General features: G+C 64.2%; 13 protein-coding genes. All 13 read left to right on the top strand.

All coding sequences use genetic code 11. The features are described from left to right. Positions 1 to 30 precede the first annotated feature (30 nt). From AC3CBN_RS16260 to AC3CBN_RS16320, 13 genes are read left to right on the top strand one after another with little or no spacing between them, the layout of a single operon-like run. Positions 31 to 7,302 (top strand): hybrid non-ribosomal peptide synthetase/type I polyketide synthase, encoded by a 7,272-nt coding sequence (locus AC3CBN_RS16260; RefSeq protein ID WP_488634031.1) that lies wholly within the window; start codon positions 31 to 33, stop codon positions 7,300 to 7,302. Then, entirely contained in the window at positions 7,299 to 13,721 is a 6,423-nt protein-coding gene (locus AC3CBN_RS16265; protein WP_488634032.1) for an amino acid adenylation domain-containing protein, read from the top strand. Before AC3CBN_RS16260 ends, AC3CBN_RS16265 begins: the two co-directional genes overlap by 4 nt. Before the next feature lie 30 nt (positions 13,722 to 13,751). Next, entirely contained in the window at positions 13,752 to 14,882 is a 1,131-nt protein-coding gene (locus tag AC3CBN_RS16270) for a glycosyltransferase family 2 protein (RefSeq protein WP_488634033.1), read from the top strand. Further along, on the top strand, positions 14,876 to 15,976 hold the full coding sequence (locus tag AC3CBN_RS16275; RefSeq protein ID WP_488634034.1) for a polysaccharide deacetylase family protein: 1,101 nt from the start codon (positions 14,876 to 14,878) through the stop codon (positions 15,974 to 15,976). The genes AC3CBN_RS16270 and AC3CBN_RS16275 overlap by 7 nt, the downstream gene beginning before the upstream one ends. Then, positions 15,964 to 17,226, top strand: coding sequence for an O-antigen ligase family protein (locus AC3CBN_RS16280; protein WP_488634035.1), 1,263 nt, complete (start codon positions 15,964 to 15,966; stop codon positions 17,224 to 17,226). Before AC3CBN_RS16275 ends, AC3CBN_RS16280 begins: the two co-directional genes overlap by 13 nt. After that, the gene (locus AC3CBN_RS16285; protein ID WP_488634036.1) at positions 17,223 to 18,611 is read left to right on the top strand and encodes a phenylacetate--CoA ligase family protein; all 1,389 of its coding nucleotides are present in this window, start codon (positions 17,223 to 17,225) and stop codon (positions 18,609 to 18,611) included. Before AC3CBN_RS16280 ends, AC3CBN_RS16285 begins: the two co-directional genes overlap by 4 nt. Continuing rightward, positions 18,608 to 19,741, top strand: coding sequence for a glycosyltransferase (locus AC3CBN_RS16290; RefSeq protein ID WP_488634037.1), 1,134 nt, complete (start codon positions 18,608 to 18,610; stop codon positions 19,739 to 19,741). The genes AC3CBN_RS16285 and AC3CBN_RS16290 overlap by 4 nt, the downstream gene beginning before the upstream one ends. Further along, a complete protein-coding gene (locus AC3CBN_RS16295) occupies positions 19,723 to 20,901 on the top strand; it encodes a glycosyltransferase family 4 protein (protein ID WP_488634038.1) in 1,179 nt (392 codons plus the stop codon). Before AC3CBN_RS16290 ends, AC3CBN_RS16295 begins: the two co-directional genes overlap by 19 nt. Next, the gene (locus tag AC3CBN_RS16300; RefSeq protein ID WP_488634039.1) at positions 20,898 to 21,539 is read left to right on the top strand and encodes a polysaccharide deacetylase family protein; all 642 of its coding nucleotides are present in this window, start codon (positions 20,898 to 20,900) and stop codon (positions 21,537 to 21,539) included. The genes AC3CBN_RS16295 and AC3CBN_RS16300 overlap by 4 nt, the downstream gene beginning before the upstream one ends. Continuing rightward, the gene (locus tag AC3CBN_RS16305; protein ID WP_488634040.1) at positions 21,536 to 22,717 is read left to right on the top strand and encodes a glycosyltransferase family 4 protein; all 1,182 of its coding nucleotides are present in this window, start codon (positions 21,536 to 21,538) and stop codon (positions 22,715 to 22,717) included. The genes AC3CBN_RS16300 and AC3CBN_RS16305 overlap by 4 nt, the downstream gene beginning before the upstream one ends. Further along, a complete protein-coding gene (locus tag AC3CBN_RS16310; protein ID WP_488634041.1) occupies positions 22,702 to 23,865 on the top strand; it encodes a hypothetical protein in 1,164 nt (387 codons plus the stop codon). Before AC3CBN_RS16305 ends, AC3CBN_RS16310 begins: the two co-directional genes overlap by 16 nt. Before the next feature lie 3 nt (positions 23,866 to 23,868). Continuing rightward, positions 23,869 to 24,657: a formyltransferase family protein gene (locus tag AC3CBN_RS16315; RefSeq protein ID WP_488634042.1), complete on the top strand. Its 789-nt coding sequence runs from the start codon at positions 23,869 to 23,871 to the stop codon at positions 24,655 to 24,657. Further along, positions 24,600 to 25,433, top strand: a complete 834-nt coding sequence (locus AC3CBN_RS16320) for a polysaccharide deacetylase family protein (protein ID WP_488634043.1) — start codon at positions 24,600 to 24,602, stop codon at positions 25,431 to 25,433. The genes AC3CBN_RS16315 and AC3CBN_RS16320 overlap by 58 nt, the downstream gene beginning before the upstream one ends. The last annotated feature ends 127 nt before the right edge of the window (positions 25,434 to 25,560 follow it).

Raw genomic sequence — 25,560 nt, forward strand, 5'->3', positions numbered from 1 at the left:
CCTTCACACGTCATCGAAAGCGTGAATGCAATGAATGCGAACCGCCCCCACACCGGATATGCCGAATCGACAGAGACAGGGCTGCTCGACGTGTTGCCGCGGCAATCCGGTGTGGCCGGGGAAGGCTGGCATCAGGCGGTGTTCGCAACTGAAGGTGTAGCGAACAATGCCCTGCCCCATCCGTCAGTGGCGACGCTTTGTGCCGCACTTGCCCTTGCCGAATCGGGGTTGACCGGCATGGACAGCGTCATCGCGACAGCGATGATTGATGGCAACTTGCACCAAGCCAACCTCGACGTAGCGCGTTCACAGCACCGCCATGCCTGGCTTGCAGATGTGGCACAAGCGTTGGCGAAAGCAACGGAACCGACATTGCAAAGCGCATGGTGCGCTGTCGATACCGGCACGTTTCCCACAGCGGAAGCCACCGCGCACAGCCTCTGGCAGTGGGACACGGCCACGTCTCGTTTGCTGGTGTCGTATCGGGCCCCGTTCGATCACACAAGCGTGGCGTTGCTGGCAGATGTTGTGCAGCGCGTGCTGGCCGCGTTGGTATCGACTGAAGACGGAATGCTGGCAGAGACCGACCTGATCGATCCGGACCAGCGCCGGCAGATGCTGCACGACTGGAACGACACCAACGTGCCGCGTCACAGCGACGACACCGTGCATAGCCTTTTCGCCGCGACAGCACGACATCATCCCGAGCGCATTGCCGTGGCTTCGGGCGAAGGTTCGCTGCGCTACGACGAACTCGACGCTCGCGCCGATCGCGTTGCCGCCGGTCTTGCAGCGGCAGGCGTCAAGGCGGGCGACACCGTTGGACTGCTGCTGGAACGCTCGGCAGAGGCCATCGTTGCGATGCTTGGCATTCTCAAGGCCGGTGCCGCTTATCTGCCGCTCGATGCGAGCCACCCCGCGGAACGCCTCGCCTTTACCCTCAATGATGCACACACGGTGCTGGTGATCGCTGCATCGGACACTACCGTGTTGCCCGGCACGTCCGCACCTGTGCTGACGCTTGGGCAACTGGAAGCCACCGAACCTCCGTCGTCGCTGCCTTCGCTGGATGGTGAGTCGCTCGCCTATGTGATGTACACCTCCGGCTCCACCGGCACACCCAAAGGCGCGCAGATCATGCATCGCGCCATCATCCGGCTGGTGCGCGACGCCGACTACGTGGAATTCGGCGACGCACCTCGCATGCTGCACGCCGCGCCGCTGGGCTTCGATGCATCCACGCTGGAGATCTGGGGTGCGCTGCTCAATGGCGGCACCTGCATCATTCATGGCGAGCGCATTCCTACCGGCTGCGGCCTTGCGCGCACCATCCAGCGTCACGATGCACGCATCGCCTGGCTCACTGCTGCATTGTTCAACGCCATCGTTGACGACGATGCCAGCCGGTTGGAAGGGCTGCGTCAATTGCTCATCGGCGGCGAAGCCCTGTCGGTGGCGCATGTGTGCAAGGCCTACGCCGCGCTACCCGAAGTCACCATCATCAACGGCTACGGCCCGACCGAATGCACCACTTTTTCAGCGACCTATTCGATCCCGCGTGCACTGGACGCACTGGCACATACCGTTCCGATCGGCCGCCCCATTCCCAACACCACGCTGCATGTGCTCAATGCGCGCGGCGAACATGTCCCCGTGGGTGTGGCCGGGGAGCTATACATCGGCGGCACAGGGCTGGCGCGCGGCTACCTCGGCCAACCCGCATTGACCGCGGAACGTTTTGTGCCCGATCCGTTCGGCGCACCCGGCGACCGCCTCTATCGCACCGGCGACCTGGTGCGCTGGTTGGACGAAGGCTTCATCGAGTTCATCGGTCGCACCGATCATCAAGTGAAGATTCGCGGCTTTCGCATCGAGCTCGGCGAGATCGAAGCAGCGTTGCAGCGAATAGCGGGTGTGCGCGCAGGCGCCGTACTGGCGCGCGAGGATCACCCGGGCCACAAGCGCCTGGTTGCCTATTATGTGGCGGACGACACCACCGTTACCGCTCGCCAACTCCGCGAGCAGCTTGCGCGGGCCCTACCCGAGTTCATGGTGCCGGCCATCTATCTGCGTCTGGACAGCCTGCCGGTTACGCCGAACGGCAAGCTCGATCGCCGCGCCCTGCCCGCTCCGGACGGTCGGCGTCCGGAATTGGCCGACCCCTATGTGCCCGCAGCCGGTCCGCTGGAACAGAAGCTGTGTGCGTTGTTCGCCGAAGCACTCGGGCTGGACCAGGTGGGTCGCCACGACAACTTCTTTGAACTGGGCGGCCATTCGTTGTTGGCCGTGCGCACGCTGGCACGGATTCATGCGGAGCTGTCGAGCACACCCACCATCCCCGCTTTCTTCGGTGGTCCCACGCCTGCGGCGCTGGCGGCCCTGATCGAAGGTCATGACGCGCACTCGTCGCTCGCACCGCGTATCGCACGCGGCAGGCAGGGCGATGCAGGCGAAGCCATCGCGATCATCGGCATGGCCGGACGCTTCCCGGGTGCCAACGACGTCGAATCGTTCTGGACGCACCTGTGCGAGGGCAAGGAATCCATCACCTATTTCCGCGCAGACGAACTCGACCCCGCCGTATCCGCCACGGACCGCAACGACCCCGCTTACGTCGCGGCCCGCGGCGTGATCGACGGCGTCGAGGATTTCGACGCTGCGTTCTTCGGCATGTCACCGCGCGAGGCGGAACTTACCGACCCGCAGCAGCGCGTATTCCTTGAACTGTGCTGGGAAAGCCTGGAGCGCGCCGGCTACGTGCCGGATGCACACCATGCTCCGGTGGGCGTGTTCGGCGGCATGCACAACGCCACTTATTTCCAGCGCCATATCAGTACCCGCCCCGACCTGATCGAAAAGTTCGGCGCATTCCAGGTGATGCTGGCCAACGAGAAGGATTACCTCGCCACACGCGTGGCGCACAAGCTAAACCTCACCGGGCCGGCAATCAGCATGAATACCGCCTGCTCGACCTCGCTGGTCGCGATCTGCCAGGCCGTCGCTGCCTTGCGTTCGGGCCAGTGCGACATGGCGCTGGCGGGCGGATCGTCGATTACCTGCCCGCCACGCAGCGGCTATCTCGCGCAGGAAGGCTCGATGCTATCGCCCGATGGCCACACCCGCACGTTCGATGTGCAGGCACAGGGCACGACGTTCAGCGATGGCGCGGCCGTGGTGGTGCTCAAGCGGTTATCCGATGCACAGCGTGACGGCGACCAGGTGTATGCCGTGATCCGCGGTATCGCGATCAACAACGACGGCGGCATCAAGGCCAGCTTTACGGCGCCAAGCAGCGCGGGACAGGCGGCCGTTATCCGCATGGCACTGCATGATGCGGGAGTGGATGCGCGCTCGATTTCCTATGTGGAGGCGCATGGCACCGCCACCCCACTGGGCGACCCCATCGAGATCGAAGGCCTTACGGCCGCGTTCCGTGAGCACACCGACGAGCGCGCCTTCTGCGCCATTGGTTCCGTCAAGAGCAACGTCGGCCATCTGGTGATGGCCGCTGGCGCCACAAGCATCATCAAGACCGCTTTGTCGCTTTGCGAACGGCGGCTGCCGCCTTCGATCCATTTCCAGTCGAACAATCCCAAGATCGACTTCGCCGGCTCACCCTTCGTCGTCAACGATACGCTGCGGGAATGGCAGGCATCGGGCGGCCCCCTGCGCGCCGGCGTGAGCTCGTTCGGCGTGGGTGGCACCAATGCCCATGTCATTCTGGAAGAAGCGCCGCCGCATGAGATTTCCGAGTCTAGCGAAGGCCCACAGCTGCTACTTCTTTCCGCCCGCTCGGCCGATGCCGTAGCGCAAGCCGCCTCGCGACTGGGCGCGCATCTGACCGCACAGCCTGACGATAACCTCGCCGACGTCGCCTACACGCTGGCCCGTGGTCGCAAGGCATTTGCCCAACGCCTGCACGTGGTTGCCCGCAACGCCGAAGAAGCCGTGACGCGCCTTGGAAGCCTTGCTGCAACCAACGCCCGCACAGCAGTCAATCCCGCACCTGGCATCGTGTTTCTCTTTCCGGGACAAGGCTCGCAGTACGCCGGCATGGGTCGCGAGCTGTACGCCGTAGAACCTGCTTTCCGCGCCGCCATTGACGAGTGCGCGCAGGCACTGACCGACGAACTGGGTTTCGATCTGCGCGAACGCCTGTTTGCCGACGACGCGGATGCGTTGCGCGAAACCTCGCTGACCCAGCCCGCGACGTTCGCCATCGAATATGCGCTGGCAGAACTGTGGATGTCGCTGGGCATCAAGCCGGTGGCAATGATCGGCCACAGCGTGGGCGAGTTTGTCGCCGCGGTACTCGCCGGCGTGATAAGTGTTGCCGACGGTGCGTGCCTGGTCGCGCGGCGTGGTCGCTTGATGCAGGCGCTGCCTGCCGGATCGATGCTGTCGGTGCGCATGGATGCCACACAGCTCGCGGCCCGGTTGCCGGCAACGCTGCAACTGGCTGCCGAGAATTCGCCTGGCGCCAGTGTCGTGAGTGGCGAGACCAACGACGTCGAGGCATTCCGCATTGCACTGGAAAAGGACGGTGTCGCCTGCCGACTGCTGCAGACTTCGCACGCGTTCCACTCGGCCATGATGGATCCGGCGCTTGAACCCTTCCGGCAAGAAGTCGAGCGCATCGCACTGGCTGCACCGGCGATTCCCATCGTCTCGACACTCACCGGTCAGCCATTGAGCGACGACGAAGCCCGTTCGGCGGACTACTGGACGCGCCACCTGCGCGGCACCGTGCGCTTCTCTGCCGCGCTCATGCAGCAGCTTGAGCAGACACAGGCTGCTTTCCTTGAAGTGGGCCCGCGCACGGCACTCACCACGCTCGCACGCCAGCATCCGCAGAGTCGTGGCCGCGTCATCGTGCCCTCGCTTGCCGATACGCCGGACAACGAACGCTCGGCGTGGCTGGATGCCGTAGGCAGCTTGTGGTGCGCGGGTGCATCGCTGGACCTGGCCGCACTCGATCGTCGTCAGCGCCGCCATCGCGTGCGCCTGCCTACGTACCCGTTCGAGCGCAAGCGCTACTGGATCGAAGCCGCGCCGCAATCCCTGGCTGCTGTGGCACCCGTCGCCACCGCGGCAACCGTCGCAACGGCGGTCACCAACGTCATTCCCTTGTTCAACCCATCGTATGCACCACTTGCGGAGAGTCCCATGGAAGCCCTTCTCCCTGACGCGAAGGCCGGTTCAGCGCGTTCCAGTCGCCTGTTGGCCCAGCTCACCGAGCTGTTTGAAGATGTGGCCGGCACCGAACTGCAAGGCGTGGATCCGACGGCCGGTTTTGTCGAGCTCGGTCTCGACTCGCTGGCTCTCACCCAGGTCGCGCTGCAACTGCAGAAGACCTTCGCGCTCAAGATCACTTTCCGCGAGCTGATGGAGTCGTTCTCCACGTTCGAGCGCCTTGCCATGCACATCGATCAATTGCTGCCTCCTGATGCGGCCGCTCAGGCCATACCAGCGCCCGCGGCTGTCGCCGGTTCCACGCCTGGCATCCTGGCGCAGGCCATGCCAGCGACGCAGTTCGCCGCCAGCGGCAACGTCGTGCAGGACGTCATCCAGCAGCAAATGCAGATCATGCAGCAGCAGCTTGCGCTGCTCGCCGCAGCGGGAAGCAACGTGGTTCCCATCACCGCGCCGGTGGCGCTGCAACCGGTTGCTCCCGTGGCGTCAGCTACCGCCACTTCCCGCCCATCGGCTGCCGAAACACCGGCACAGGACGACGAGGCCGCACTGGCGCACACCACCTACGACGTCAAGAAAGCATTCGGTGCCATCGCGCGCATCCACTCCACGCAGACGGAGCTGACCGAGCGTCAGCGTGCGCGTCTTGATGCCTTCATGCGCCGCTATATCGACCGCACGCGCGCTTCCAAGGAATACACGCAGCGCCACCGCGACCACCTGGCCGATCCGCGCGTGGTCAACGGCTTCCGTCCCCTGCTGAAGGAAATGATCTACCAGATCGTGGTGAACCGCTCCAAGGGTTCCAAGGTGTGGGATCTGGACGGCAACGAATACGTCGATGCGCTTAACGGCTTCGGCATGAACCTGTTCGGCTGGCAGCCGGACTTCGTGCTTGATGCGGTGCGTCGCCAGCTGGACGCCGGCTACGAGATCGGCCCGCAGCATCCGCTAGCCGGCGAAGTGGCTGAGCAGATCTGCGAGATCACCGGATTTGATCGCGCCGCGCTATGCAATACGGGCTCCGAGGCGGTGATGGGCACGGTGCGCATCGCGCGCACGGTAACTGGCCGCGACACGCTGGTGATCTTCACCGGCTCGTATCACGGCATCTTTGACGAAGTGATCGTGCGCGGCAGCAAGAAGCTGCGTTCGGTGCCGGCAGCGCCGGGCATTCTTCGCAACACGTCGGAGAATGTGCTGGTGCTCGATTACGGCACGCCGGAAGCGCTGCAGATCATTCGCGAGCGAGCTTCCAGCATCGCCGCAGTGCTGGTCGAACCGGTACAGAGCCGCCGTCCCGATTTTCAGCCACGCGATTTTCTCAAGGAGCTGCGCGCCATCACGGCCGATGCTGGCGCTTTGCTGATCTTCGACGAAGTGGTCACCGGTTTCCGCTCGCACCCGCGCGGAGCCCAAGCTGTGCTTGGCATCGATGCGGACCTTGCCTCCTACGGCAAAGTGGTTGGTGGCGGCTTCCCCATCGGTGTAATCGCCGGCAAGCGTCGCTACATGGATGCATTGGACGGTGGTGGCTGGCAGTACGGCGACGCATCGATACCTACCGTGGGCGTGACGTATTTCGCCGGCACGTTCGTGCGCCACCCGCTGGCCTTGGCGGCGGCACACGCGGTGCTGAACCACCTCAAGGAGAACGGTTCGGCGCTTCAGGAACGGCTCAACGCACGAACCAGCATGTTGATGGACGAACTCAACGCGTTCTGCGCCGGCGTGGGCGCGCCGATGCAGCTGGTGCATTTCGCCTCCGTGTGGAAAACCAACTTCACCGAGGACCACCCGCTGCAGGACCTGCTGTTCGCCATGATGCGCAGCCGCGGCATCCATGTGCTGGACAACTTTCCCTGCTTCTTCACCACTGCGCACAGCGAGCAGGATTTCGTGGCGATCGCCAAGGCGTTCAAGGAATCGGTGCTGGAGATGCAAGAGGCCGAATTCCTGCCGCGCCACAAGAATGTGGAAGCGCTGGTCATCGATGCCAGCCGCCCGCCCGTTATCGGCGCCCGCCTGGGCAAGGATCAGGACGGCAACCCGGCGTGGTTCGTGCCGAACCCGGATGTGCCCGGCAAATTCATGAGGGTCAACGCATGAGCCCGAACGACACCGCGCCGATGTCGGCCGCTGCCACGGTTGCCGTGGACTATGACCCTTTCGCCGGTTCAGCGCTGGCGCGCGTGGTGCCCGCCACCGCGCCGCAACGCGAAGTCTGGCTGGCATCCTCGCTGGAGCCGGCCGCATCGCTGGCCTACAACGAGTCGGTCTCGCTGACGCTGCACGGCGAACTGGATGTCTCCGCTTTGCAGGCCGCGCTTCAGCAGCTGATGGATCGTCATGAGGCACTGCGCGCGACGCTCGGCAGCGATGGCAGCGAGCTGTGCATCGCCGCGCAGCAGGAACTGGCTTGCCCGGTACGCGACCTGTCGTGGATGGGTCCTGACGAAGAGGAGGCGGACATCGCCCTCACGCTGGAGCGTGTCGTCAATACGCCATTCGATCTCGAGAACGGGCCACTGGTGCGCGCGGAACTCATTCGATTCGGCCACGATGAACACGTGCTTGTGTTCACTGCGCATCACATTGTTTGCGACGGCTGGTCGTTCGGCGTGGTCGTACGCGACCTGGCCGCGTTGTACGCGCAACAGGTGGACGCCGGTAGTGAACTAGCGCCTGCCGATCCGTTCGCCGATTACGCGCTAGCCGAAGCCGCGCATATTCAAAGCGCGGAAGGTGCCGAGTCGGAGGCCTATTGGCTGAAGCGCTTTGCCGGCGCTGCGCCTTCGCTCGATCTGCCCACCGATCATCCACGTCCGCGCCATCGCAGTTTCCGCTCGCGGCGTGAAGACCTGATGCTGGACGCCACGCTGATCGCTGAGGTCAAACGCATGGGCGCCCCGCGCGGCGCCAGCCTGTATGCCACGCTACTCACCGCTTTCGGCCTGCTGCTGCAACGGCTGAGCGGACAGGACGATGTCGTGATTGGTATCCCGTCGGCTGGTCAGGCTGCGGGTGGCCACCATGCACTGGTGGGCCACTGCGTCAACGTGCTTCCGCTGCGAGTGACCATCGATACGAGTGCACCGTTCGCTGATAGCCTCGCGCAGGTACGCGGCGATCTTCTCGACGCGTTCGATCACCAGCAATACACGCTGGGCAGCCTGCTGGCTCGCCTTGCGTTGCCGCGCGATCCGGGCCGGTTACCGCTGACGAGCGTGCTGTTCAATCTCGACCAGGCACTGGACGAACGCACCGTGAACTTTCCCGGCCTGTCGTTCGAATTCGCCGGCAATCCGCGTGCGTTCGAGAACTTCGAGCTGTTCGTCAACGCGGTGCAAGTACAGGGCGGCGTGCGACTGGAATGCCAGTACAACGCCGACCTGTTCGACGGCGAAACGATCCACGCATGGCTCGATGCCTATGCGACCTTGTTGCGTCACGCAGCCGCCACGCCGGAAGCTTCAGGCAGCGCGCTGGGACTGGTTTCCGAACCCGCCAAACTGGCGTTGCACACATTGCAGCCGATGCGCACGCCCTATGCTTCACAGCAGTTGGCGCACGAGTATTTCGAAGTCCAGGTGGATCGCGACCCATCGCGCGTCGCCATTGCCGCTGGCACCAACCCACTCACCTACGCGCAACTCGAAGCGCGCGCCAACCGCATTGCCCATGTACTGCGCGAACGCGGCGTCAGCCATGGCAGCCTGGTGGGGCTTTCACTGGCACGTGGCGCGGACATGGTCGCGGCACTGCTGGCCGTGCTCAAATCCGGCGCGGGCTATGTGCCGCTCGACCCCAGCTTTCCGCCGGAGCGCCTGACGTTCATGGCAGAGGATGCCTCGCTCGCCGCGTTGATCGTCGATGACGAAGCCTCTACCGCATTGGCGTTCCCTTCGTCGCAACTGCTCTCACTCAAGCGTGACGCCGCCTCCATCGACGCTGCCAGCCCCGCACGTCTTCCGCGCGACGACCGTACCGCGACGCCAGACTCGGTGGCCTACCTCATCTATACCTCAGGTTCCACTGGCAAGCCGAAGGGTGTGCGCGTGCCACATCGCGCCACGTCCAACTTCATCAGCAGCATGCAGCAGGCGCCGGGTATCACCGAGAACGACCGTCTTGTGGCGGTGACGACGCTGTCGTTCGATATTGCGTTCCTCGAGCTGATGTTGCCGCTCAGCGTCGGCGCGTCCATCGTGCTGGCCACTTACGACGATGTGCGCGACGGTGCCGCGCTGCGTCGCCTGGTGGAACAGAGCGACGCTACTCTCATGCAGGCCACGCCTGCTGGCTGGCGCATCCTGCTGGAATCGGGCTGGCCAGGACGCACAGGTTTCAAGGCGATCGCCGGTGGCGAACCGCTGCCGCTGGATCTGGCCGAAATTTTGCTGGAACGCTGCGGCGAACTGTGGAATGCCTACGGCCCCACCGAGACAACGGTTTGGTCCACGCTGTGGCAAGTGCACGATCCGCGCGCCGGTATCTTCATCGGCCAGCCGATCGCCAATACCACCGTGTACATCCTCGACGAGCACGGCGGCCCCTGCCCGCTGGGCATGCCCGGCGAGATCTACATCGGCGGCGACGGCGTCACCCTGGGCTATCTGAATCGCCCAGAACTCAACGCCGAGCGCTTCCTGCCCGATCCCTTCGCCAGTGATGCACAGGCACGCATGTACCGCACGGGCGATCGCGGCCGCTGGCTGACCAACGGACAACTGGAACATCGCGGACGTCTGGACTTCCAGGTGAAGATCCGCGGTTATCGCATCGAGCTTGGCGAAATCGAGACAGCGCTCGCCGATCTGCCCGAAGTAGCGCGCGCCGTGGTCGTGGCACGCGAGGACCGACCCGGCGACGTGCGCCTGGTGGCGTACGTAGTGCCCACGGAAGGTGCTGCCATCGAGGAAACGGACCTGTGCCCGCGGCTGCGCCAGCGCCTGCCGGACTACATGGTGCCGCAGCACATGATGGCGCTGGAGGCCATTCCGCTGCTGCCCAACGGCAAGATCGACCGCAAGTCGTTGCCACTGCCGCCTGTGCAAACCGTGGCGGCCCATCGCGAACGGCAGGCACCGCAGAGCGACACCGAACAGCGCGTCGCCGCGGCCATGGAGTCGGTGCTCGCGCTGCCCGGTCTTGATGCGCGCGACAACTTCTTCGCCCTGGGTGGTCATTCGCTGCTGGCAGCGCAACTCACCGCGCGCCTCAACCGCGAGTTCGATATCACGCTTTCCTTCCGCACGCTGTTTGATGCACCCACCATCGCCAGCCTCGCGGCCACCATCGATCAGCTCAAGGCCAGCGGTACGGCGACCGCTGCACCCGCCATCCAGCGCCGGACCGATCAGCAGCGCGCACCGCTGTCGCTTATGCAGCAACGCCTCTGGGCACTGGAAGAACTTCAACCCGGCCGCGTCACCTACAACGCGCCTTCGGCGCATCGCCTGCGCGGCAAGCTGAACGAGGCCGCATTCGAACAGGCCATGCACGAGCTGATGCGTCGGCAGCCGATCCTGCGCACTGCCTTCCGCCGCAGCGGCGATGACGTCGAACAGGTGGTGGAAGACATCGGGATCACACTCTTCCCCGCAGAAGATCTCTCCGCACTGCCGGCTGGCGAACGCGAAGAAGAACTGATGCGGCGATTGCAGGTGCTGACCGACACGCCGTTCGATCTCACTCGCGCGCCGCTCTTCAGTGCTCGCATGTTCCGGCTTGCCGACGACGAGCATGTGTTCTTTTTCATGCCGCACCACATCATCTGGGACGGCTGGTCGTTCGACATTCTCTACGCGGAGCTTTCGCAGCTCTACAAGGCATTTGCGGAAGGCCGCCCTTCGCCACTGTCGCCGTTGCCGGTGAGCTATGGCGACTTTGCCACGTGGCATGCGCAGTGGCTGGAGAGCGAACCGTTCAAGGCCCAGCTTGGCTATTGGCAGAATCGTCTGGCCCATGCCCAGGAGACGCATGCGCTGCCCACGGATCATCCGCGCCGGCCTGGCATGTCTGGCATCGGGCGCACCGAATGGATCCGCGTGCCAAAGGACGCTACCGACGCCATGCACGAGGTGGCAAAGAAGGCGGATGCCACGCTCAACATGGCGTTGCTCGCGCTGTACTACGTGTTGCTGAGCGGCATGACCGGCCAGCGCCATCTGGTGGTGGGTACGCCGGTGCGTGCGCGCAACCAGACCGAAGTCGAATCGGTGATGGGTTACTTCAATAACCTGTTGCCGCTGCATATCACGGTCGATCCGTCACAGCGCTTCATTGATTTCGTGCACCAGGTGAAAGACGCCGCCATCGACAGCTTCGGCCATCCAGACGTTCCGCTCGAATACCTGCAACGTGAACTGCGCAGCGGCCACGGCAACGGCGCGGTGCTCTACCAGGCATTGTTCTCGTTCCAGGACGCGCGTCAGCGCGTGGTCGACTGGGGCGGACTCGGCCACGAGCAGATCTTGTTGTTCCAGAGCGGCGCCACCGAGGATCTTGGCCTGTGGTTCCTGGAGAACAACAAGGGATTGCTGGGTGGTGTCACCTACAACGCCGACATTCTGCAGGCCGAGACCGCGCGCTTGCAGCGGGACCGCTATCTCACGCTGATGGCGCGCGTCAGTGCCGATCCCTCTCAGACCATCGATGCGCTCATTTCGGCGAATGCCGAGGAGCTGGCGCAATGCCGCGAATGGAATACTTCCACCCGTACGGCAATCACCGCGCCTGACGATGCGGTGGCTCAGTTCGAGGCGCAGGTCGATCGCGATCCGCAGCGCCCCGCCCTTGCCGTCGGCAACTGGAACACTTCGTACGCCGAACTCGAAACGCGCAGCAATCGCGTGGCAACCTGTCTCCGCTCGCGTGGCGTTACTGCAGGGAGCACGGTGGGCCTGTGCGTCACACCCGGCATCGGTCGGCTCACTGCGTTGCTGGGCATGCTCAAGGCAGGCGGCACGGCGGTACTGCTTGATCCGGACGACCCGCCGTCGCGACTGCGCGACATGCTCGATGACGCCGGCGTTTCCGTCCTGGTAGGCAACGCAGAGCTGGAAACCGCACTGAGCTGGCCGCGTGCCCGCGCACTGTGGCTTGATACGGATACCGCCGAAATCACCGCTGCTACCAGCGAACGCACGATCACGCAGCGCCCGCTGCCGGACAGCGCGGCTTTCGCCGCCTACGTACCGGGAACGGATGGTCGTCCGCGCGGTGTCGCCGTTTCGCATCGTGCGCTTGCGCGAATGCTGCAGGGCTTGCGCGACTCATTGCAGTTGACCGACAGTGACCCAGTGCTTGGCACGGCGCCGGTGGCTTCCGGCCTGTCGATCGTCGAGTCTTTGTTGCCTCTGAGCACTGGCGCGAAGTTCGTCCTCGCCAACAACGCGGCAAACGGCGAGTCGCTGGCCGGCCTGATCGAAGCCAGCGATGCGCATGTGCTGTTTGCCACGCCGGCGGAGTGGCAAACACTGCTGGTTTCCGGATGGGGCGGGCAACCACAACTGAAGGCCGTCTGCACGACGACGCCCACACCGGCATTGGCGGAAGGTCTCGCCGCGCACAGTGCCGGCACCTGGAGTTTGTGTGGTGCTGACGACAGCGCCGTAGTTGCCACCATCGGCAGGGTCGATCGACCGGCCGAGGCCGTGCACAGCGGCGTCCCATTGGCAGGCACCGAGGTCTGGGTGCTTGATGCACAGCAGCGTCCCTGCCCCGTCGGTGCCATCGGCGAGATCCATCTCGGCGGCGAGACACTCAGCGTCCCGTTTGGGCGGCGTGCAACGTCCGAAGATGCGCATGGCGTGACGCTGCCTGACGCACCTGCGCTAGTGCCCACCGGTTTCCGCGGTCGCCGGCTCGCCACTGGCGAACTGCAGGAGCTGGGTCGTTTCGATCGCCGGCTTCGCGTGCAAGGCCATGACATCAACCCTGCGGCGGTGGAAACACTGTTGCGGGCACAGCCCGGCGTTTCACAGGCCATCACCGTGACGCGCACGGACGCGGACGGCAACACACAGATCGACGCCTATGTCGTCGCGACGGCAGGCAGCCTGATCGATCGCGAGAAGTTGCACACAGCCTTGGGACAAACCCTGGCCACTCATGAAATGCCGCGGCACATGGTGCTCCTCGACATGCTGCCGTTGCTGGCCGACGGCAATGTGGATGCAACGGCACTGCCATTGCCGGGCGCGCACATGGATGACCTCTCCGAGCTGGCCGTGCAACCCAAGACACCGGGTGAGCAACTGCTTGCGGGAGTCTGGCGTGAGCTGCTGCGCATCACCCAGGTACGCACCAGCGACAACTTCTTTGATATCGGCGGGCATTCGCTGCTCGCGGTGGAGATGGCTGCAAGAGTGCAACGTGAAACCGGCGTACGACTGAATCTTCTGGATATTGCCAACGGCACACTGGCCACGCTGGCCGCTGAACTGGCAGAGGCGCAGCCGGCATCCGATGAGAAGAGCGCACCGCTGGGGCAACGCCTGCGCAAGCTGTTTGGCAGGCGGTGACATGAACTCGTCGATGCCGGGGGGATCGATATGATCGGATTGGCCTACGCCGTGTTCATCACCTGCTGGGTGATGCTGGCCTATGTGTTTGCCGGCTATCCGGCGTTGGTCTGGCTGCAGGCCCGTCTGCATCCACTGCCCGTGAACAAGCGGGCGATCACACCCACCGTCTCGGTAATCATCGCGGTGCGCGATGGCGCGCGGCACATCCAGACCAAGCTATCCAACCTGGGCACACTCAGCTATCCGCGCGAGCTCATCGAGATCATCATTGCCTGCGACGGCTGCAGCGATGCGACGGCCAGCCTTGCCCGTCACTACGGCGATCCGCGCGTGCGCGTGCTCGAATTCAAGGAGCGCCGTGGCAAGGCCGCATGTCTCAACGAGGCCATCGCCTCAGCAAGGGGCGAGATGCTCTTGCTCACCGATGTACGGCAGAAGCTGGCACCCGTTGCGCTACGCGAACTGGTGGCCAACCTGGCCGATCCCACGGTGGGCGCTGCTGGCGGCGAACTGCTGCTTGCGGACGCGGAAACCGGCTTTGCACACAGCGTGGATGCCTATTGGCGCTACGAAAAACTTATTCGCTACTCCGAGAGCCAGTCCGGCTCGACCATCGGCGTCAGCGGCGCCATCTACGCGATGCGTCGCGATCTGTATCGGCCCCTTCCTGAAGGCACCGTGCTCGACGACGTACTGGTGCCGATGCGCGTCGTGGCCGCAGGTAAGCGCGTAGTGTTCGAACCTCGCGCACTGGCATGGGACCGCGTGACCCAGCAGCCGGCCGAAGAACGCGTGCGCAAGATCCGCACGCTGGCGGGCAATTGCCAACTGATCCAGCTGGCACCGTGGTTGCTCTCGCCGGGCAGCAACCCGGCATGGTTTCGCTTCGTCAGTCACAAGTTGCTGCGCCTGGTCGCGCCGTGGCTGCTGCTGGCCCTCGTCATGACGTCAACCTACCTCGCGACCGAGCACCTCGTTTGCACCGTGACCTTCGTGATGCTGCTGCTTGGCGGCGTGCTGGTGCTTGCAGGTCGTGCGGCACCGGCAGTGGCAACCTGGTTGCCGGTGCGCCTCGCCGTGGCGTTCTTCTATCTCAATCTCTTTGCGGCCCAGGCCGTGGTCGCTTTCGCCCGCAACCGGGGACTTCATCTATGGTGATGACAGACAGCGGCACCAAGGTCGGCCTGCGTGGACAGCTGGGTGAGCTGTGCTACAGCAGCGGCTTGTTGCAATCGCTTCAGCGCATGCGCTCGTGGTGGCGCAAGGACCTGCGCGTCCTGGCCTATCACCGCGTGACGCCGCTGCCCGATCCGGCCACCTACGACTTTGATCTGGAGCTGATCAGCGCAACGCCTGAGGGCTTCCGCGAACAGATGCAGCTGCTGAAGGAACGCTATCACCCGATGCGCCTGGGCGATGTGGCCGCCGCGCTGAACGCTGGCAAAGAACTTCCTGCCGATGCGGTCGTAGTGACCTTCGACGACGGCTACAGCGACAACTATCACATCGCGTTTCCGATTCTGCGCGAGCTGGGCGTACCGGCAACGTTTTTCGTCTCCACCGGTCACATCGATACCGGACGGCCATACGCCTATGACTGGCTGGTGCACATGATCCTGCTCAGCCCTGCCGCGCGGCTGCAACTGCCAGAGCTGGGCATCGACATGCCCATGCCAACGCGCCGTGCCGAGCGCCGCGCGCTTGCGGGCTACGTGCTGGACCAGATGAAGGAAGTAGACGCACGGATCCAGTCAGCCATGACCCGTCGCCTGGAAATGGCCTGGAACATGCCCGGCGACGTGGCACCGCCCGAGTGCCTGCCCATGACCTGGAACCAGATTCGAGAGATGCACGTGGCCGGCTTCGAGTTCGGCTCGCACGGGGTGCATCACCGCATGCTTTCCAAGCTGCCACAGGCTGAGATGGAGTTCGAGGTTCGCCATTCGAAGGACACGCTGCAGCGGGAACTCGGCGATGCGCCATGGCACATGTCCTATCCAGTGGGCGGCGCGCGCGCCTATGACGAGCGCGTGATGGAAACGACGCGCGCAGCCGGCTACGAGCTTGCCTGCAATTACTTGCCGGGCACCAACGCACAGCCGTCGTTGAATCGCTACGCGCTCTATCGCCTGGCGGTGGAACGCAACATGGGCGTCGGCTGGTTCGCCGCGATGCTTGCCATGCCCCGGTTGATGAGCTATCCGGCCGTCAGCCGTGTCAGCGAACAGGGACGGCCGGTATGTTCCCACTGATCCTGATCTATGTGGTGTTGACCATCGTCCGCCCGCAGGACTTCGTGGAGGCGCTCACCGGCGTGCCCGTGCTACCAGTGGTGCTGGTGCTGGCGTTTCTCAGCTGGCTGGGCTCCAAAGCGCGTACCTTCGCGGCACCGCAGTTCGTGATACTGCCGGCATTCCTGCTGGTGCTGATGATTTCCCAGGCCACCAACGGCTGGGTCGGCGGCATGATCGACCAACTGGGCAAGTTCGGGCCCGCCGTCATCGCCTTCTTCATCTTCGCCGCGGCCTGCACCACGCGCACGCACGTCATCACCAGCATGAAGGTGATCGTGCTGTGCTCGTTCGTACTTGCGCTGCACGGGGTGGGCCAGGCGCGAAGCGGGATCGGCTGGACCGGCGTGCTGATCGCCGAAGACGGACGCATCCAGTACGTCGGCATCTTCAACGATCCCAACGATCTTGGTCTGCTGTTTGTGGCGACGTTGCCCATAGCGGTGTACCTCGCGCGGCACGCCGGTATGTTGGGACGGCTATTCTGGACGACGGGCGCTGCGCTCCTGCTCTACGGCATCTATCTGACCAATTCGCGCGGCGCCTTGCTCGCCGTGCTGGTGGTGGCGGGTGCCTACGTCTGGTATCGCCGCGGCATGTTCACGGCCTGCGTGCTTGGCGCGGTGGGCCTCACCTGCATGAAGCTGCTGTCCTCGCGCATGCAGGAACTCGATGCAGGCGAGGAATCGGCCAACGGCCGCGTCGATGCCTGGTACTCGGGCCTGCACATGTTCATGTCGCATCCGTTGTTCGGCGTGGGTGCGGGCAACTTCACCGAGTACAACGATCTGACCGCGCACAACTCGTTCGTACTGGTGCTGGCCGAGTCGGGTTTCGTGGGCTACGTGCTGTGGCTCGCCTTCGTGGGCTACAGCTTCTGGATGGTGGCCTCGGTGCTGCGCTATCGACCAGACCCTGACAATGCAGAGCTGCAGGCAGCCTGGGGTGAGGAACGCCCATTGGCACTCACGCTGCTGCTCGCGCTGTGCGGCATGTTCACCGCGGCGTTCTTCCTCAGCCGCAGCTACATGATCGTGCTGTACCTGATCCTCGCCATGGTCACCGGCTACTACGTGGGTGCGCGGATACGGCTGCCGGACCTGCGCACGTTCCGGCTTTCCGATGGCGGATGGCGCTGGCTGCCGGCTGCCATGGGCAGCATCGCTGGGCTGTACGTGCTGGTGGCCGTGCTGCTGAGGACGGCGGGATGACGCATACGTTGCCGGAGATATCCAACATGAGCGGTTGGTACGAGACAGTATTCAGGCGCGCGCTCTTCCCCACCTACGAATCCGGGCTGAGGAAACGCAGCACGCTGTCGTGGCTGGACCGCTACGAGCGCGACCAGTGGCTGTCGCCCAACGAACTGGCCCAACTGCAATGGTCGCGCCTCAAGCAACTGCTTGAGCACTGCTACCGCGAAGTGCCCTATTACCAGCGCCAGTGGCGTGAGCGTGGCATCACGCCAGACGACATCCGCTGTATGGACGACTACGCCAGGCTGCCCGTGCTGACCAAGGCCGACATCCGCGAAAACTTCGATGACCTGAAAGCCACCTCGCTGCGCAACAGCCTGCTCTACAAGACCACCGGAGGCTCTACTGGTGAGCCGCTGCGCTTCGGCTACACGCGCGAAAGCAATGATCGTCGCACAGCGGTCATGTGGCGTGGCTACGGCTGGGCCGGCTCGCGCATGGGCATGCGCACGCTGTTTCTGTGGGGTGGCGCAGTGGGCAAGTCCACGCGCTCGCACCGCCTCAAGGAACGGCTGTACAACGCCGCGATGGCGCGAAAGATGCTCAATAGCTTCCGCATGACCGAGGCGAACATGGCCGAGTACGCCGACGCCATCGATGCCTATCAGCCCAGAGTGATCGTGGGATACGTGGGGCCGCTGGTGCACCTGGCGCAATGGATGCTCGCCACTGGCCGCCGGCCGCACCGACCACGTGCGGTGATCGGTGCGGCCGAAGCGCTGCACGAATTCCAGCGTCAGGTCATCGAGTTGGCCTTCGGTTGTCCGGTTTACAACACCTACGGTTGTCGCGAATTCATGCTGGTGGCGTCTGAATGCGAGCATCGCCACGGCCTGCATGTGAACGCGGACCACCTGCTGGTCGAGCTGTTGCCCGACGCTGCCGTCGCAACCGACGCGCGCGCTGGCGAGATAGCCATTACCGACTTGTCCAACTACGGCATGCCATTCCTGCGCTACGTCAATGGCGACATGGCTACTGCTTCAACAGACCCCTGTCCCTGCGGCCGCGGCCTGCCCTTGTTAGCGCGCGTAAATGGACGCGTACTGGATGCCATCCGCACGCCTGACGGCCACCTGCTGCCTGGCGAATTCTTTCCCCATATGCTCAGGGACGTCAACGGCCTGCACGCGTTCCAGCTAGTGCAGCGCCAGCTGGACAGACTCGATCTATCCATCGTGCGCGGCAACGGTTTCCATCACGACTCGTTGGACTACATCCGCCGCGAGACGGCCAAGGTGCTAGGTGACAGCGTGGAACTGCATTGCCACTTCGTCGATGAGATCCCCTTGACGCACAGCGGCAAGACCCGTGTCACCGTGTCGGAACTGCCGCGATGAACATCACTCACGTCGTCGAGAACCTGAACCGCGGTGGCCTGGAACGTATGGTGCTGAACCTGGTGAAGATCCAGCAGCGGCAGGGACATCGCTGTCAGGTTGTGTGCCTGTTCGAACCCGGTTCGCAAGCGCACGAACTGGACGCTCTAGGCATACCGGTGACCGGTTGCCATAAGCGTCGCGGTCTGGACCTGCGCGCACTGGCGACAGCGCGCCGGCTGATCCGGCGGCACGACACCGAAGTGCTGCACACGCATAATGCAGTTGCGCACTATCTGGCCGTGCTGGCCAGCATGCGCCTGGGTGTGAGTTGCGTGATCAATACGCGCCACGGCATGGGCCTCAACCAGCACGCGGCTCGGCGCGAATGGCTGTATCGCCGTGCACTGACGCGCACTGACACCGTGGTGACCGTATGCGAGGCCGCCCGGCGCGACGCCATCAAGCTGGGCATCCTGCCCTGGCCCAAGACGCACGTGGTGCCCAATGGCATTGCGCTGGACGGTTTCGCGCCTGCATCGGAGGCGATGCGCGAACGCCTGCATCACATCCTCGGGCTCGATATGGCGCGCACGCTGATAGGCAACGTGGGTCGGCTGAACTGGGCCAAGGACCAGGTAGGCTTGATCCACGCGTTCCGCCACCTGCACGCGCAGCGCGCCGACACCGCGCTGGTATTGATCGGCGACGGCGAGCTGCGCGCCAAGCTGCAGCGCGAGGCGGAAGAAGAAGGCGTGGGTGACAGCGTCTATTTCCTGGGCGACCGTACAGACGTACATGAACTGTTGCAGGGACTGGACCTGTTCGTGCTTTCCTCGCTGAGTGAAGGCTATTCCATCGCACTGCTGGAAGCCTGCGCGGTGGCCTTGCCGATCGTCGCCACTGATGTGGGTGGCAATGCCGAAATCGTGCATGACGGTCACACCGGATGCCTGGTGCCGCCGGGTGATCCGCAGTCACTCGCGGAAGCCATTCTCTCGTTGTTGCGCGAACCCCAGCACGCTACCGCCTGCGGTCGCGCGGCACGGGCCTGGGTGGAGCAATACGGCTCTCTGGAAACCATGGCGGGGCGCTACGCCCTGCTCTACCACGGCGTTACGGACCGGGCACCATGCGACTACGCATACTGATCCTCACCAACCTGTTTCCTACGCCCTGGGACCCGCTGCGCGGTGCCTTCAACCGCCAGCAGTTCGAGCGTTTGGCCCAACACCACGATGTGGACGTACTGACCGCGGTGAGCTTTGCCGAGCGCAAAGGCAACACCAAGACCAAGGTAGTGGTGAAAGGACTCAACACCGATTACTTCGTGTTCTATTACCTGCCGCGCATCGGCCGCCCGCTGCACGCGCTGTGCTGGCTGATTTCCGTGTTGTGGCAGCGCGGCAGGCAATTGCGCGCGGGCAACTACGATTGCGTACTGGCCAGCTGGGGTTATCCCGATGCGGTGGCCGCCGGGTGGCTGGCGCGCCGGCTGCATATTCCCTATGTGGTCAAGGTGCATGGCAGTGACTTGAACGTGCAGGCCGAGCGTGTACTGCAGCGACCGCAGATCCGTTCAGCGCTGCGCGGTGCCGGTGCCGTGGTCGCGGTGAGTCGCGCACTGGCCGACAAAGCCATTGGTCTTGGCGCTGAACCGTCGCATGTGCACGTGCTCTACAACGGCGTGGATCAGGCACTGTTTGCCCCGGGCTCGCGAGAACAAGCGCGCATCAGGCTACAACTGACGGCTGACGCGCCGCTGATTCTCTACGTCGGCAATCTCAAGGCGAGCAAGGGCTGCTTCGACCTGCTCGAAGCGTTTCCCGCTCTGCTCGCGGCTCATCCGCGTGCACGGCTGGTCTACATAGGCGACGGTGCCAGTGGCATGGCATTGCGCGAACGTGCCGCTGCACTGGGCTGCATCAAGCGCGTCAGCTGGGTCGGTGCCGTGGCGCACGACAAACTGGGCGACTGGTTCCGCGCAGCCGACCTGCTGTGCCTGCCCAGCCACAACGAAGGCGTGCCGAATGTGGTGCTGGAGGCGATGGCCTGCGGCACGCCTGTGGTGGCCAGCCGCATCGGAGGCATTCCCGAAGTGGTGCCCGAGCATGCCGGCATGTTGGTGCCTCCGCATGACGTCGCCAGGCTTTCCGCAGCGCTGATTGAGGCCAGCGGACGCCAATGGGACAACGCGCGCATCGCGGCGCATGCCGGTAGCTTCCGTTGGGAAGACAACGTTGCCCTCCTCGACGGCATCATGCGCGATAGCGTCGCGCGGTCGCCCGCCTCGATGGGAGCAACCGCATGAAGCTCCGGCCGAAAAAGCAGCAACTGCTCAACCTGCTGCCCGCCGGCCTGGTGCAGACGCGCGGCTCGCGCGCAGACAACGCGCTCTATCTGACCTTTGACGACGGCCCGCATCCGCTTCACACACCACGCCTGCTGGACCTGCTGGGAAAGCACGGCGTGCGCGCAAGTTTCTTCCTGGTCGGCCAGCATGCCGAGCGCCACCCTGAGCTGGTGGAACGCATCGTGGCCGAGGGCCACATGATCGGTAACCACTCCTACAGCCATTGGTCGTTCCGGCCCATGTCACTGCAGCAGCAGGTGAATGAATTTGACCGTGCCGATGAGGTGCTGCACGCCTTCGACAAACGCCGCCATCATCGCGTGCGTCCACCGCAAGGCTATCTGGCGCCTTCGCTGCTGCTGTATTGCGCCAGCCACCGGCGCAGCATTGTCTACTGGTCGTACGACAGCCTGGACTACCAGCCCGCTTCCAGCGACGTGCTGGTCGCGCGCCTGCGAAATCAACCGCCGAAGTCCGGCGACATCGTGCTGATGCACGACGACAGCGACAAATCCACCGAAGCACTGGGCTCGCTGCTGCCGGAATGGCTGGCCAGCGGACACAGCTTCCACCCACTGCCAGCGGACGGCGCATGAAAATCGTCTACCACCATCGCACACAGGGGCGGCACGTCGAAGGCGTGCATATCCGTGGGATCGTGCACGCACTACGCGACCTGGGCCACGAAGTGAGCATCATTTCCTTCCCCGGCGCTGATCCGGAGCATGAGCAGCCGTCGCCCGCCACTGACGGTCGTGGTCGCCTGCATGGCCTCATCTCGCGCATGCCTGGCGTGCTGTTTGAGCTGCTGGAGCTTGGCTACAACCTCGTTACCCTGGTGCGCCTGAGCCTGGCGATTCGCCGCCTGCGCCCACAGCTCATCTACGAGCGCTATTCGCTGTTCCTGTTCGCCACCGTGTGGCTGGCGCGTCGGCACGGGATTCCCTTGGTACTGGAAATCAACGACTCGGCTCTCGTTCGCCGCGTGCGCCCCTTGCACCTCAAGGCGCTGGCCCGGCGCATCGAAGAATGGTGCCTGCGCCAGAGCACAGGGCTGGTATTTATTTCCAGCTATTTCCGCGCGCAGGCCGAAGCCAACTACGGCCATATCGCACCCTCCGTGATTTCGCCCAACGCGGCCGACCTCGCGCGCTTCGATCCCACTCGCTTCGACCGCGCCCGGCTGCGCAACGAGCGCGGCCTGAACGGGCGCGCGGTGTGCGGGCACATCGGCGTGTTTGCGCATTGGCACGGCGTGGATGGTTTCGTGGAAGCCATTGCCGCGCGCCTGCACGAGCAGCCGAACCTGGCACTGGTGCTGGTGGGCGACGGCCGCACGCTACCGGCCGTCCGAGCCCTGGTGGCAGAGCGCGGCCTGAGCGATCGCGTGCTGCTGCCCGGCCGCGTGCCGCATGAAGACATTCCCGCATGGATCGCCTGCATGGATTACGCGGTGCTGCCCGATTCCAACCAGTACGGCTCGCCCATGAAGCTGTTCGAGCTGATGGCGATGGGCGTGGCCGTGATTGCACCGGATTACGCGCCGGTTGCCGAAGTCATCAGCGACGGCCACACCGGCTGGCTGTTTCCGCGAGGAAATACCGACGACTGCGTGCAGCGCGTACTAGACCTCACCGAGCAGGCGCAAGCACGCGAACGTATCGGCCACGCCGCTCGCGTCTACGTGACGCGCGAACGGCAGTGGCGCAACAACGCCGAACAACTGCTGACACTATTGCCCACGCCGGAGGAAGCACCATGCCTGGCGTGCTGACACTCGTCGCAGCGCTCGTGCTCACCTGCGTACTGGGCGTGCTGACCATGGCCATTCGCGCGCGCAATATGCAGATCTGGCTGGGCAGCTATTTGCGTCGCCGTGTGCCGTCGCCACAGGGGCAGGTCCACGTGATGTTCTGCTTCGTCGACCATTTCGAACCGGCGTGGGGCGGAGCCGACCTGGAGACGCAGCGCAAGCGAGTCGATCGCTGGTGCCTGGATTATCGCGCGCTGGCTTCCAGCCATCGGGATGCCGACGGACGCCCGCCACAACACACGTTCTTCTATCCCGAAGAGGAATATCTCGAGGAACACCTCGACAAGGTTGCCGCGCTCTGCGCCGAAGGTTACGGCGAGATCGAAGTTCACCTGCATCACGACAACGACACCGAAGACAACTTCCGTGCCACCATCCGCCGCTTCAACGATGTGCTGCATGCACGGCATGGTGCCCTTCCTCGCGACCCCCAAAGCGGCGGGATTCGCTTCGGTTTCATCCATGGCAACTGGTGCCTGGACAACTCCCGCGCCGACGGCCGCTGGTGCGGCATCAACAATGAGCTGGTGCTGCTGCGCGAGTTGGGCTGCTATGCCGACTTCACCCTGCCCTCCGCACCCAGTGACACACAAACCCGTACGGTCAACGCGATCTACTACGCCACGGATGATCCACAGCGGCCCAAGTCGCACAACACCGGCGTGCCGGTGCGCGTGGGTGGACAGCCAAGCGGCGACCTGATGATCGTGCAAGGTCCACTCGGCTTGAACTGGCGCGACCGGCGCTATGGACTGATACCTCGCATCGAGAACGCCGATGTGCGTCGTGCCTGCCCGCCCACGCCGTCACGCGTGGACGGCTGGGTGCGTACCGGCATCCATGTCGAGGGGCGTCCGGAATGGGTATTCATCAAGGTGCATACGCACGGCACACAGGAGCGCGACATGGACACGTTGCTCGGCGCACCAGCGCATGTCATGCACGAGCACCTGGAGCACACCTATAACGACGGCCATCGCTACGTGCTGCACTATGTCACCACGCGCGAGATGTACAACATCATCAAGGCGGCTGAAGCCGGCAAGAGCGGCAACCCCCATCAGTGGCGTGACTTCGAGTTGCCGCCGCCATCGTATGGAGCGCCATAGACCATGCGAACCGTGCTTATCTGTCACGCCAGCGACGCTTTCGACCGCGAAGGACTGGCGGCGTGGCTTGCTTCTTTCTCCGAGCTGGCCGGAATCGTCGTGCTCGACGAAACGTCGCCACAGAAGCGTGCGCGCGTTCGCCGCGAAATTCAGCGTGTGGGCTGGTTTCGATTCATGGACGTGGTCGCCATGCGCTTCTACCAGCGCCTGGCACTGGCCGCGCGTGACCGTGAATGGATGACGCAAGCGCTGGCGACGATGCGCAACCGCTACGGCGCACCGCCATCAGTGCCGCAGATAGTCGCCGCCAGCGTCAATGACGAAGCGGTGGTCGCTTTCCTGCGCGAAGCTGCGCCTGATTTCATGCTGGCACGCTGCAAGCAACTGCTGAAGAAGAAGCTGATCGGCATTCCACGTCATGGCTGCCTGGTGTTTCATCCGGGCATCTGCCCCGAGTACCGCAACGCCCATGGCTGCTTCTGGGCGCTGACTCGGCGCGACCTCGGCCGCGTCGGCATGACCCTGCTGAAGATTGACGCCGGCGTGGATACTGGTCCGGTCTACGGCTACTACAGCTATCCGTTCGACGAGCGGCACGAATCACACGTGGTGATCCAGTATCGCGTGGTGCTGGAAAACCTCGATGCGCTCGCAGTTCGACTGGCCGAAATTGCCGCCGGCACCGCGGGTCCACTGGACACACACGATCGCGCCAGCGCCAGTTGGGGACAGCCGTGGCTGACGCGCTACTTCAGCTGGCGACGCGCCGTGGCAAGGACGGCTACGCCATGAGCCATCTCTCCCTGATGTACCACGACGTGGTCATGCCCGGTCACGATGATGCGAGCGGCTTTCCCGGTGTCGCTGCGGCGCACTACAAGCTCGAACGCACAACCTTCGACGACCATCTGACTGCACTCGCACGCAGCGGTCTGCGCTTTCCCGCCGTCACAGCTCCCGTCATGCCGGGCAGCGCACAGTGCCTGCTGACCTTCGACGATGGCGGGGCAAGCGCCCTGCATATCGCCGCTGCCCTCGCCGAGCGCCACATGGTGGGCCATTTTCTGATCACCACGGGACGTATCGGTACGCCGGGCTTTGTGAATGCCGACATCATCCGGCTGCTTGACGCTGCCGGTCATGTCGTCGGCAGCCACTCCCATACACACCCGCCGGAAATCTCGCGCTTGCCTGCGTCGGCCCTCGATACCGAATGGCGCGTGAGTATCGATCGCCTGCAGCAAGTGTTGGGACGGCGCGTGACGGTGGCATCAATACCCGGCGGCTTCTATTCCCGCGCCGTGGCGCAGTCGGCTGCGGCCGCCGGCATCCGCTATTTGTTTACCTCCGAGCCGACCTTGCGCGAACACTTTGTCGAGGGCTGCAGCGTGCTGGGTCGTTACACGCTCTGGCGCGGCATGACGCCTTCCGATGCCCATGCCCTGGCACTGGGGACAGGCACGTTGCGCCAACGCCAATGGCTAACCTGGAATGCCAAAAAACCGCTCAAGCGCTGCGCGCGTCCCGTTTACCACATGGTACGGCGCCATTGGCTGGGCGAGGTTTGAGGTCGACGCATCGCGACTTGGCTCCGACGGGAATGTCTACCCTCGGCCAGAACCGGACATTCAACGCCTGAATTAAGCCGATTCGCGAAGCGGCTTTGGCTTGAATGAATGGTCAGGCAGCCATTGG

It is taken from the genome of Dyella sp. OK584 (genome assembly GCF_057787755.1).

What these genes read in the sequence shown, in the direction of transcription:
- AC3CBN_RS16260 (WP_488634031.1), top strand. Translation starts at nt 31, where the DNA reads ATGAATGCGAACCGCCCCCACACCGGATATGCCGAATCGACAGAGACA.
- AC3CBN_RS16265 (WP_488634032.1), top strand. Translation starts at nt 7,299, where the DNA reads ATGAGCCCGAACGACACCGCGCCGATGTCGGCCGCTGCCACGGTTGCC.
- AC3CBN_RS16270 (WP_488634033.1), top strand. Translation starts at nt 13,752, where the DNA reads ATGATCGGATTGGCCTACGCCGTGTTCATCACCTGCTGGGTGATGCTG.
- AC3CBN_RS16275 (WP_488634034.1), top strand. Translation starts at nt 14,876, where the DNA reads ATGGTGATGACAGACAGCGGCACCAAGGTCGGCCTGCGTGGACAGCTG.
- AC3CBN_RS16280 (WP_488634035.1), top strand. Translation starts at nt 15,964, where the DNA reads ATGTTCCCACTGATCCTGATCTATGTGGTGTTGACCATCGTCCGCCCG.
- AC3CBN_RS16285 (WP_488634036.1), top strand. Translation starts at nt 17,223, where the DNA reads ATGACGCATACGTTGCCGGAGATATCCAACATGAGCGGTTGGTACGAG.
- AC3CBN_RS16290 (WP_488634037.1), top strand. Translation starts at nt 18,608, where the DNA reads ATGAACATCACTCACGTCGTCGAGAACCTGAACCGCGGTGGCCTGGAA.
- AC3CBN_RS16295 (WP_488634038.1), top strand. Translation starts at nt 19,723, where the DNA reads ATGCGACTACGCATACTGATCCTCACCAACCTGTTTCCTACGCCCTGG.
- AC3CBN_RS16300 (WP_488634039.1), top strand. Translation starts at nt 20,898, where the DNA reads ATGAAGCTCCGGCCGAAAAAGCAGCAACTGCTCAACCTGCTGCCCGCC.
- AC3CBN_RS16305 (WP_488634040.1), top strand. Translation starts at nt 21,536, where the DNA reads ATGAAAATCGTCTACCACCATCGCACACAGGGGCGGCACGTCGAAGGC.
- AC3CBN_RS16310 (WP_488634041.1), top strand. Translation starts at nt 22,702, where the DNA reads ATGCCTGGCGTGCTGACACTCGTCGCAGCGCTCGTGCTCACCTGCGTA.
- AC3CBN_RS16315 (WP_488634042.1), top strand. Translation starts at nt 23,869, where the DNA reads ATGCGAACCGTGCTTATCTGTCACGCCAGCGACGCTTTCGACCGCGAA.